The 7,755-nt window shown below is 65.6% G+C and carries 7 protein-coding genes and 1 tRNA gene; all 8 read left to right on the forward strand.

All coding sequences use genetic code 11. The features are described 5' to 3' along the window. Positions 1-133 precede the first annotated feature (133 nt). On the forward strand, positions 134-1,357 hold the full coding sequence (locus A0J57_RS24750; protein WP_061940945.1) for a dihydroorotase family protein: 1,224 nt from the start codon (positions 134-136) through the stop codon (positions 1,355-1,357). A gap of 168 nt (positions 1,358-1,525) precedes the next feature. Continuing rightward, positions 1,526-1,601, forward strand: a tRNA-Trp gene (locus tag A0J57_RS24755). Between the two features lie 170 nt (positions 1,602-1,771). Next, positions 1,772-1,978 (forward strand): preprotein translocase subunit SecE, encoded by a 207-nt coding sequence (secE, locus tag A0J57_RS24760; protein ID WP_025550848.1) that lies wholly within the window; start codon positions 1,772-1,774, stop codon positions 1,976-1,978. 29 nt (positions 1,979-2,007) lie between these two features. After that, complete coding sequence (gene nusG / locus A0J57_RS24765) at positions 2,008-2,544, forward strand: transcription termination/antitermination protein NusG (protein ID WP_007683610.1); 537 nt, start codon at positions 2,008-2,010, stop codon at positions 2,542-2,544. 187 nt (positions 2,545-2,731) lie between these two features. Further along, positions 2,732-3,163: a 50S ribosomal protein L11 gene (gene rplK / locus A0J57_RS24770; protein WP_013040886.1), complete on the forward strand. Its 432-nt coding sequence runs from the start codon at positions 2,732-2,734 to the stop codon at positions 3,161-3,163. A 4-nt stretch (positions 3,164-3,167) separates the two neighbouring features. Continuing rightward, entirely contained in the window at positions 3,168-3,866 is a 699-nt protein-coding gene (rplA, locus tag A0J57_RS24775) for a 50S ribosomal protein L1 (RefSeq protein ID WP_044661677.1), read from the forward strand. A 361-nt stretch (positions 3,867-4,227) separates the two neighbouring features. Continuing rightward, positions 4,228-5,976, forward strand: a complete 1,749-nt coding sequence (locus tag A0J57_RS24780) for a DEAD/DEAH box helicase (RefSeq protein ID WP_061940949.1) — start codon at positions 4,228-4,230, stop codon at positions 5,974-5,976. 40 nt (positions 5,977-6,016) lie between these two features. Beyond that, positions 6,017-7,558, forward strand: coding sequence for a cryptochrome/photolyase family protein (locus tag A0J57_RS24785; RefSeq protein WP_061940946.1), 1,542 nt, complete (start codon positions 6,017-6,019; stop codon positions 7,556-7,558). The last annotated feature ends 197 nt before the right edge of the window (positions 7,559-7,755 follow it).

Genomic DNA, 7,755 nt, shown 5'->3' on the forward strand with positions numbered 1-7,755 from the left:
TTCATCTTCCCTGCCGATGAGCCGGGGGCGATGTTGGGAGATGGGTTCCCGCGAAGGCGGGAACCCATCTCCCACCCCGTCCCGACACGCTGGGCAGAGGAAATGAAGGCATCGGCGCCAAGGCAGATCCGAAATGACCAAACTCGCCATCATCAACGGAAAGCTGGCCGACCCGGCAGGCAAAGACCTGACCCCCGGCGTCATCCTGATCGAGGATGACCGCATCACGGCGGCAGGCGACGTCGCGATACCGGCCGGCGCCGAAACCATCGACGCAAACGGCCTCGTCGTCGCGCCCGGCCTCGTCGACCTCGGCGTTTTCGCCACCGACAAGCCGGCCTTCCACTTCGGCGGCATCACCCGCGCCGCGCTGATGCCCGATCAATCCTCCCCGCTGGACGATGCCGGCCTCATCCGCCAGGCGACGCGGGCGGGCAAGCCCGACTTCTGGGTCCACCCCATCGCGGCGGCCACCCGCGGCCTGAAGGGGGCCGAGCTGGCGGAGATCGGCATGATGCAGGCCGCAGGGGCGAAGGCGGTCGGCACCGGACGCCAGTGGATCGCCGATTCCGGCGTGATGATGCGCGTGCTGTCCTATGCCTCGGGCCTTGGCCTCACCGTCATCACCCATGCGGAGGATAGCGGCCTTGCGGGCAAGGCCGTGGCGACCAGCGGCGAAACGGCGACGCGGCTCGGCCTGCCCCACGCGCCCGCCTGCGCCGAAGCGATGGCCATCGCCCGCGACATCATGCTGGCGCGGGTGACCGGCGGCGCGATCCATTTCCGGCTGGTGACGACCCGGGCGGGTTTCGACCTGATCCGCGCGGCCAGGGCGGATGGCCTCAGGATCACCTGCGGCATCAGCCCGGCCTATCTCTTCCTCTCCGACAATGCGGTGACGGATTTCCGCACCTTCGCGCGCCTCTCCCCGCCGCTCCGGTCGGAGGACGACCGGAAGGCCGCGATCGAAGCGGTCGCGGACGGCACCATCGACGTCATCACGTCCAGCCACGATCCCCGCGGGCCGGAGGACAAGCGCCTGCCCTTCGCGGACGCCGCCCCCGGCATGGCCGGCGCGGAAACGCTGCTCGCCCTGTCGCTCAACCTGGTGCGGGACGGGCATGTGACGCTCAACCGGCTGATGACGCTGCTCAGCGCCAATCCGGCAAGGATATTGGGCGTCAACGGCGGCAGCTTCGCGGCGGGCAGCGCCGCCGACCTGATCTTCATCGATCCGGACGCGCCGTGGATCGTGGATTCGGGGAAGATGGCCGCCCAGGCCGGAAACACGCCGTTCGACCGCATGCCCGTGCAGGGCCGCGTGCGCAGGATCATGAAGGGCGGGAATTTCCTCTAGGGCGTCTCCAGTGAAATGGCCCATTCCAAGGCTCGGAAATCACGGCAGGCAGGGAAAACCGAGGGCATGTTCCGATTCCATCCAATCGGAACATGCCCTCGGTTTTCCCGCTTGCTCTCCCCGGCGGGCCACGCTAAAGCGCCCTCCTTCGCTGGCCCCGGCCAGTGCAGGAGTGTAGCTCAGTTGGTAGAGCGTCGGTCTCCAAAACCGAATGCCGGGGGTTCGAGTCCCTCCACTCCTGCCAAGCGAACTGGCCGCGAAACCTTGAAATATCAGGGGTTCGCGGCTAGCTGTGCTTGACGAAGCATGGGTCGCGGAGCGCGGCCGCACCCCCGGACGCCGAACAGGGCGGGATCGGGAGGGCGGACTGTTGCTTCGCGCTTTGGTGTTTGTTGGAAGGATTTGGTGCGGGCGATGGCGAAGGTTTCTCCGGGCGAATTCGTCAATCAGGTGAAGACCGAAGCGTCGAAGATCGTGTGGCCCACGGGCCGCGAAACGATCATGACCGGCGTGATGGTGGTCATCATGACCTCGCTGTTGGGCCTGTTCTTCTTCGGCATCGACACCTTCTTCGGCGCGATCGTCCAGTGGCTGCTGGCGTTCGCCGCCGGACAGGCCTGACGACGAAACTGGGAGTTTGACAGGATAACATGGCGCGCTGGTACATCATCCACGCCTATTCGGGCTTCGAGAACAAGGTCAAGGAATCGATCCTGTCCGAAGCCGAGCGCATGGGCCTCTCCCAGCTGGTCGAACAGGTGGAAGTCCCCACCGAGACCGTGACGGAGGTGAAGCGCGGCAAGAAGGTGCAGGTCGAGCGCAAGTTCATGCCCGGCTATGTCCTCGCCAAGCTGGCGATGAACGACGACATCTACCATCTCGTCAAGAACACGCCGAAGGTGACGGGTTTCCTGGGGTCCAGCGGCAAGCCGCAGGCCATCAGCGAGGCGGAGGCCGCCCGCTATTTCGGCGCGCAGAAGGCCGCCGAAGCCGCGCCCAAGCACAAGATCAACGTCGATTACGAGATCGGCGACAGCGTCAAGGTGCTGGACGGCCCCTTCGCCAGCTTCAACGGCACGGTCGAGGAACTGGATTTCGAAAAGAACCGGGTCAAGGTGTCGGTGTCGATCTTCGGCCGCGCCACCCCGGTCGAACTGGACTTCGAACAGGTCGAACTGTCGAAGTGATTTTCACGTCATCCCAGCGAAAGCTGGGATCTCGTGCCCCAGGCCGTTCCCTTGCGGCCTGAGATGCCAGCTTCCGCTGGCATGACGACAAGGGAAAGTGCGGGAGGATCGCTCCGGTGATCCGTCAATACCGCTAAACTTGAACCGGGCGCGCCTTCGGGCACGCCCAGCAACAGAGTGAGTGACAATGGCCAAGAAGATTACGGGCTATATCAAGCTCCAGGTGCCCGCTGGAGCCGCCAACCCCTCGCCGCCGATCGGTCCGGCGCTGGGTCAGCGCGGTGTGAACATCATGGAATTCTGCAAGGCGTTCAACGCCTCGACGGAAAAGATGGAAAAGGGCACGCCGCTGCCGACCATCATCACCGTCTATGCGGACCGTTCGTTCAGCTTCGTCACGAAGCAGCCGCCCGCCACCTACCTGATCAAGAAGGCCGTCAACCTGAAGTCGGGCTCGAAGGAGCCGGGCAAGGTTTCCGCCGGAAAGATCAAGCGCTCGCAGCTCGCCGAAATCGCGCAGGCCAAGATGGCCGACCTGAACGCAAACGACATCGATGCAGCGACGAAGATCATCGAAGGCTCCGCCCGCGCGATGGGCCTCGAAGTGGTGGAGGGCTAAGACCATGGCAAAGCTGACGAAGAAGGCGAAGGCCCTGGCCGCTGCCGTTGACCGCGAAAAGCTGCACGGCGTCGATGAGGCGCTGGGCCTGATCAAGACCCATGCGACCGCCAAGTTCGACGAAAGCGTCGAAATCGCGATCAACCTGGGCGTCGATCCGCGTCACGCCGACCAGATGGTCCGTGGCGTCGTCACCCTGCCCGCCGGCACCGGCAAGGACGTCCGCGTCGCCGTGTTCGCCCGTGGCGACAAGGCTGAAGCCGCGACCGCCGCCGGCGCCGACGTGGTGGGCGCCGAAGACCTGCTGGAATCGATCCAGGCGGGCAATATCGACTTCCAGCGCGTGATCGCCACCCCCGACATGATGGGTCTGGTCGGTCGCCTGGGCAAGGTTCTGGGCCCCAAGGGCCTGATGCCGAACCCGAAGCTGGGCACCGTCACCCCGAACGTCGCCGAAGCGGTCAAGGCCGCCAAGGGCGGCCAGATCGAATTCCGCGTCGAAAAGGCGGGCATCATCCATGCCGGCCTCGGCAAGGCGAGCTTCTCGGCCGAAGACCTGCGCAGGAATTTCGACGCCTTCGTCGACGCCATCGTCAAGGCGAAGCCGTCGGGTTCGAAGGGCAAGTACGTCCGCAAGATCGCCCTGTCGTCCTCGATGGGCCCGGGCGTGAAGGTCGACGTGGCGGAAGTCGCTTCGGCCTGATCCGACGCACAAACAGATAGGGGAGCCTCCTTCCTCCATGCGGGGAAGGAGGCTTTCGCTTTTTAGAGACTTGGCACCATGAAACGCCCTCTCACCCGTTCGGGCTGAGCCTGTCGAAGCCCTCTTCTTTTCCTGAAGGAAAGAAAAAAGCCCCTTCGACAAGCTCAGGGCGAACGGAGGACATGCATGCATGTTATAACGCGATCACCAGACACCGTGACCTTAGGCGGACTCGCCCGGCAACGGTGTGAACTTCGGGGTGCATGACCTTGCACCCCGGCTCCAAAAACCCCCCGGAGCGCATTGAGGTCACCTTCGTATCCGTCGGGAATGGCGGGTCGCTTTACCGATGGAAAATATAATGTCTTTCGAACATCTCCCCACCCTCCTGTCCGACGCGCTGACGCGAAAGGGCTATGAAAGCCTGACCCCGGTCCAGGCCGAAGTCACCCAGGCGCAAGCCAAAGGCCGCGACCTCATCGTCTCGGCGCAGACCGGATCGGGCAAGACGGTCGCCTTCGGCCTCGCCATGGCTGCCGAACTGCTGGGCGAACAGAACCGCCTGCCCGTCGCCGCCCAGCCGCTGGCCCTCGCCATCGCGCCGACCCGCGAACTGGCGCTTCAGGTCGCGCGCGAACTGGAATGGCTCTATGGCGAGGCGCGCGCCCGCATCACCACCTGCGTCGGCGGCATGGACGCCGCCAAGGAACGCCGCGCGCTTTCCCATGGCGCGCACATCGTCGTCGGCACGCCGGGCCGCCTGCGCGACCATCTCGAACGCGGCGCGCTCGACCTGTCGGCGATCAGGACGGTGGTGCTCGATGAAGCCGACGAAATGCTCGACATGGGCTTCCGCGAGGATCTGGAAGAAATCCTCGACGGCGCGCCCGAGGGCCGCCGCACGCTCCTTTTCTCCGCCACCATGCCCAAGCCGATCGTGGCGCTGGCCAGGCGCTACCAGAAGGACGCGCTGCGCATCTCCACCGTCAGCGACGAGCGCGGCCATGGCGACATCAGCTATCAGGCCGTCACCGTCGCCCCCGCCGACATCGAAAATGCGGTGGTCAACCTGCTCCGCTATCATGAGGCGGAAACGGCGATCCTCTTCTGCGCCACCCGCGACAATGTCCGCCACCTCCACGCCAGCCTGACGGAGCGCGGCTTCGCGGCGGTGGCGCTGTCGGGCGAGCACAGCCAGAATGAGCGCAACCACGCGCTGCAGGCCCTGCGCGACCGCCGCGCGCGGGTCTGCGTCGCGACCGACGTCGCGGCGCGCGGCATCGACCTCCCCAATCTCAGCCTCGTCGTCCATGTCGAAATCCCGCGCGACGCGGAAACGATGCAGCACCGCTCCGGCCGCACCGGCCGCGCCGGCAAGAAGGGGACGGCCGTGCTGATCGTCCCCTATCCGCGCCGCCGCCGGGTCGAATCCATGCTGCGCGGCGCGAAGATCCCCGTCGAATGGGGCACCCCGCCCAGCCGGGAAGCGATCCAGGAACAGGACAATGCCCGCCTGCGCGAGAAGCTGATGGAACGCGCCGAGCTGGACGAGCAGGACTGGGCGCTGGGCGCCGAACTGCTGGCCGAAAAATCGCCCAAGGAAATCGCCGCCATGCTGGTGAAGAGCACCCGCGCCGCCCTTCCCGCGCCGGAGGAGCTGCTGGACGCCAGCGAAGCGCCCGCCCGCCGCGACGGACCGCGTCCGGGGTTTGAGGATACGGTCTGGTTCCGCATGGACATCGGCCGCAACCAGAATGCCGATCCGCGCTGGATATTGCCGCTCATCTGCCGCCGCGGCCATGTGTCGCGGCAGGAGATCGGCGCGATCCGCATCGCCGCCAATGAAACGATGTTCGAAATCCCCTCCGCCATCGCGGCGAAGTTCGTCGGCGCGGTGAAACGCACCGGCCAGGCCAGCGACGAGGGCGCCGAAGTCGCGATCGAGCAGATCGAGGGCAAGCCCCGCGAAATGGCGCGCGAAAACCGGCGCGACGGCGGCCCGCGCGGCAAGGGTCGCCCCAATGAAGGGCACGGCCCCAGGCCCGCCTATGGCGCGCGGCCGTTCAAGGGCGGCCCGCGCAAGGCTGGCCCCCGCAAGCCCCGCGGTTGACCGGGCGGGAGCCGGGCAGCCCTTCATGCATTGAAAAGCCATGGCTGCCCCCCTCCTCATCCCGATCCTCGGCGACCAGCTGACGCCCGGCATCGCGTCGCTCCGGAACGCCGACCCGGCAAACAGCATCCTGCTGATGATGGAGGTGGCGGACGAAACCACCTATGTCCGCCATCACAAGGCCAAGATCGCCTTCATCCTCTCCGCCATGCGCCATCATGCCGATCGGTTGAGAGCGCTCGGATGGACGGTCGACTATGTGAAGCTCGACCAGCCGGAAAACAGCGGCAGCTTCACCGGGGAGGTCGCCCGCGCCGTCGAACGCCACCGTCCCTCCGCCATCCACGTCACGGAGGGCGGCGAATGGCGCGTCCGCGCGATGCTGGAGGAATGGGAAGGCCGCTTCGGCATCCCCGTCACCATCCATGAGGATGACCGCTTCCTCTGCTCCCATGCCGAATTCGATGCCTGGGCGGCGGCGCGCCAGCAGCTCAGGATGGAATTTTTCTACCGCGACATGCGCCGCAGGACCGGGCTGTTGCTGACGGAAGAGGGCGAACCCGAAGGCGGCCAGTGGAATTTCGACGCGGAAAACCGGAAACCGCCGCCCCGGCGCGACCTGTTGATGCCGCAGCCGTTCCGCTTCCGCCCCGACCCGATCACGCAGGACGTGCTGGCGCTGGTCGCGGCGCGTTTTTCAGATCATATCGGCTCGCTTGACCATTTCCACTTCGCCGTCACGCATGAGGATGCGCAACGCCAGCAGGACCATTTCCTCGATCACGCCCTGCCCCGCTTCGGGGACTATCAGGACGCGATGCTGACCGACGAGCCATTCCTCTGGCACTCGGTCCTGTCGCCCTATATCAACGCCGGACTGCTCGACCCGCTGTCGCTCTGCCGGGCGGTGGAGGGGCGATACCGCGCCGGCAGGGTCCCGCTCAACGCGGCGGAGGGCTTCATCCGTCAGGTCATCGGCTGGCGCGAATATGTGCGCGGGGTCTATTGGCACGAAGGCCCCGGCTATGGCCGTCGCAATGCGCTGGATGCGAAGCGCGACCTGCCCGGCTTCTACTGGACGGGCAAGACCGACATGCACTGCATGGCCCGGGCGGTCGGCCAGACCATCGACCACGCCTACGCCCATCATATCCAGCGATTGATGATCACCGGCAATTTCGCCCTGCTCGCCGGGATCGACCCCGTGCAGGTGCAAGTCTGGTATCTGGAGGTCTATGCCGACGCCTATGAATGGGTGGAAATGCCCAACACCATCGGCATGGCGCTGTTCGCGGACGGCGGCCTGCTGGGGTCGAAACCCTATGCGGCGGGCGGCGCCTATATCAACCGCATGTCGGATTATTGCGGCCGGTGCCGCTATGACGTGAAGCAGCGCCTTGGCGAGGACGCCTGCCCCTTCAACGCGCTCTACTGGGACTTTCTGGCCCGCAACGAGCGGAAGCTGGCGCGCAATCCGCGCCTCGCCATGCCCTATCGCAACTGGAACCGGATGAGCGTGGAGGACCGCGCCGCCCTCAGGAAACAGGCGGCGCGGTTCCTCGACGGATTGGGCAACGGTTAGAGCGCGCTGCGTTAAATCCTGCGCAGGCCGCGCGCTCCAAGCTTTTGTTGTCGCATCCTTTTAAGCGCAAAACCGGTTCCCACTTTTGCGCACGATGCTCTAGGGGTTGTGGGGATTTAGGATTCCCATTTGTTGGGAGATGTGATTCACGCTCTGGATGGACCGTTTCGTACTGACCGACGCCCAATGGGCAAAGA

The organism is Sphingobium sp. 22B, from assembly GCF_001580035.1.
Taxonomy (GTDB): Bacteria; Pseudomonadota; Alphaproteobacteria; order Sphingomonadales; family Sphingomonadaceae; genus Sphingobium; species Sphingobium fuliginis.